Consider the following 2,274-nt stretch of genomic DNA (forward strand, 5'->3'; position numbering starts at 1 on the left):
GGCGCCGGCGGCGCGGTCCTGCGCGGGTCGGCGGTTCGAGACCTCCGGCAGGTCCCTGGCGGCTGGTCCGTGCGGCTTGAGAACGGGACGGAGGTCACCGCCAATGAGGCGGTGCTCGCGACCGGCAAGCACGACCTTCGGGGTCGCCGTCGCCCGCCGGGCAGGCAGAACGACCTGATCGGCCTGAAGGCGCATTTCCGCCTTGCGCCGTCGGCGACGGCCGAGCTCGACCGCGCCGTCGAGATCGGCCTGTTCCAGGGCGGGTACGCCGGGCTTGAGCTTGTCGAGGACGGGATGGCCAACCTGTGTCTCGTGGTGCGGGCTAACACATTCGCCCGGCACGGCCGCGATTGGGCGTCCCTGCTTGCCGCCGTCATGGCCGCGGCGCCCCGGCTCGGCGAACTCCTGAAGGGCGCTTCGCCCCAACATGGGCGCCCGCTCGCCGTCGCCCGCATCCCCTACGGCCTCGTGCGTCCGGACGCGGAGGACGGCCTCTGGCGGCTCGGCGATCAGGCGGCGGTGATCCCGTCCTTCGCCGGGGAGGGCATGTCGATCGCCCTGCACAGCGCGCGTCTCGCCGCGCTGACGATGCTGAGCGGGGCGGACAGCGGCGCGTTCCAACGCCGGCTGGCGGCGGACGTCACGAGGCAGGTGGGTCTCGCCACGCTCCTGTCGCAGGCGCTGGTGCTTCGCGTCGCGCAGACCGCGGGCGCGGCGGTCGCCCACCTGCTTCCCGCGACGCTCTCGGCGGTCGCCGCTGCGACCCGCATCCGGCCCTCGGCCATCCTGCTTCCGGCGGACTAGCGCCACGCCGGCGCTCATCCCGCTTTCCCTCACATCTTCCAAGGAGACCCATCATGATCCGTGAGGCGCTCGCATCCGCGCTTGTCATCATCTCGGCCGGCGCCGCGATGGCTGATCCCGTCGGCGTGTGGAACACGCCAAAGAACCAGGCGCGCGTCCGCGTCGCCGACTGCGGTCAGGCGCTTTGCGCCACGATCCTGTCGCTTCAGGAGCCGAACACTGCGGAAGGCAAGCCGAAACTCGACATCTACAATCCCGACGCCTCGAAGCGGGATCGGCCGATCGTCGGCCTGTCGCTGCTGAGCGGCATGAAGCCCTCGGGCGATCAGTGGCTGGGGCAGATCTACAATCCTGAGGATGGCCGGACGTACAAGGCGTACATGTCTCAGCCGAGCGATCAGAAGCTGAAGGTGCAAGGCTGCGCCCTCGGCGTTTTCTGCAAGACGCAAGTCTGGACGCGCGCCAAGTAAGCCTTCGTGATTTCCGCAGTCGCAGTTCGCGGGCGCGCCTTGAAGAGCGCCCGAGCGGTCGGCGCTGTGGCGGGTCGCCTAAGCCGTCCCTATAGAGGCTCGGCCGTTCCAGCGCCGGATAGCCCGCACGGAGACGCCGAACAGGTCGAGCGCCCGGGCGACCGTCTGGTTGACGATGTCGTCGATCGTTTCCGGACGGTGGTAGAAGGCCGGCGCCGGCGGCATCACGATCGCGCCGTTGCGGGTCGCCTGCGCCATCAGCTCGATATGGCCGAGATGGAACGGCGTCTCGCGCAGCAGCAGCACGACGCGGCGGCGCTCCTTGAGGCACACATCCGCGGCGCGGACCACCAGCTCGTCATTGTAGCAATTTGCTATGCCGCTCAGGCTCTTGATCGAGCAGGGGGCGACCAGCATGCCGTCGGTCACGTAGGAGCCCGACGAGATCGACGCGCCGATGTCCTTGGGGTTGTGGGTATGGTCCGCGAGCGCCCGCACGGCCTCGACGCTGAGGTCGAGCTCCGCGTTGATGGTCCGGATGCCGGCCGCCGTGAGGATCAGGTGCGTCTCGACGCCCCCGACGTCCCGCAGCATCTCCAGCGCGCGCACGCCATAGATCGCCCCTGAGGCGCCGGTGATCGCGACGATGAGGCGTTTCATGCGGTTGATCCGGAATGGGCGGCGGCGGCGATCGTGGCGGCCGCCTCTTGGGCGTCTGCAGGAAGGCCGTCGACGACGGCCGAGAGGTTCGAGCTGACAAGCGCGACGCATGGTGGAGATGGGCGACCGAGCTCAGCCGCCAGAGCCTCGAGCGCGTCGAGCTGCAGCAGCTCGGCTTCGAGCTCCGCGGCCTTGACCCGGGCCCTCAGCGCCGCGCGCTCATTGGTCCGCTCCATGGCCTTGAGGGCGCGCCGAACGGACCGGAGCGGCCGCACGACCTCCTCGCGCCAGCGGCGCGCCGCCTCGGACGCCGCATCGACGTCCTGCGCGCCGAGCGCAC

General features: G+C 70.1%; 4 protein-coding genes. 2 read left to right on the forward strand and 2 right to left on the reverse strand.

Going from position 1 to position 2,274, the window contains the following annotated elements:
• Both ACIKT0_RS17255 and ACIKT0_RS17260 read left to right on the forward strand, forming a co-directional pair.
• On the forward strand, positions 1–804 hold an 804-nt coding region (locus tag ACIKT0_RS17255; RefSeq protein ID WP_407106591.1), incomplete at its 5' end, for an NAD(P)/FAD-dependent oxidoreductase.
• A gap of 53 nt (positions 805–857) precedes the next feature.
• Positions 858–1,274 (forward strand): DUF2147 domain-containing protein, encoded by a 417-nt coding sequence (locus tag ACIKT0_RS17260; protein ID WP_407106592.1) that lies wholly within the window; start codon positions 858–860, stop codon positions 1,272–1,274.
• 78 nt (positions 1,275–1,352) lie between these two features.
• On the opposite strand, the gene ACIKT0_RS17265 is transcribed toward ACIKT0_RS17260, so the two are convergent.
• Both ACIKT0_RS17265 and ACIKT0_RS17270 read right to left on the reverse strand, forming a co-directional pair.
• A complete protein-coding gene (locus tag ACIKT0_RS17265; RefSeq protein WP_407106593.1) occupies positions 1,353–1,934 on the reverse strand; it encodes a UbiX family flavin prenyltransferase in 582 nt (193 codons plus the stop codon).
• On the reverse strand, positions 1,931–2,274 hold a 344-nt coding region (locus ACIKT0_RS17270), incomplete at its 5' end, for a DUF2390 domain-containing protein (protein ID WP_407106594.1). The genes ACIKT0_RS17270 and ACIKT0_RS17265, both read right to left, overlap by 4 nt.

The sequence above is a fragment of the Hansschlegelia beijingensis genome, assembly GCF_045505405.1.
In the GTDB taxonomy this organism is placed as follows: Bacteria; Pseudomonadota; Alphaproteobacteria; order Rhizobiales; family Methylopilaceae; genus Methylopila; species Methylopila beijingensis_A.